At 69.9% G+C, this 219-nt stretch carries 1 pseudogene; it reads left to right on the forward strand.

The features are described from left to right. Nucleotides 1-35: 35 nt before the first annotated feature. Nucleotides 36-219 (forward strand): annotated as a pseudogene (locus C7C46_RS33225) (AraC family transcriptional regulator); the annotation flags it as partial.

Here is a 219-nt window from a genome sequence, read left to right on the forward strand (position 1 = left end):
GCCGATTGACGGGGGGTTGTGGCACGATTTTCCAGGTGACCAGCAAACCCGACGCGACGCAGCGACTCAGCGACCTCGCGCGGCTGCGCCGGGTCCGCGACCGGATCGACCGGGAGTACGCGTCTCCGCTGGACGTCGAGGCGCTCGCCCGGGGCGCGCACATGTCGTCCGGGCACCTCAGCCGCGAGTTCCGGCTCGCCTATGGCGAATCTCCGTACA

Origin of the sequence: Streptomyces tateyamensis (genome assembly GCF_003205575.1) — a bacterium.
Lineage (GTDB): Bacteria > Actinomycetota > Actinomycetes > Streptomycetales > Streptomycetaceae > Kitasatospora > Kitasatospora tateyamensis.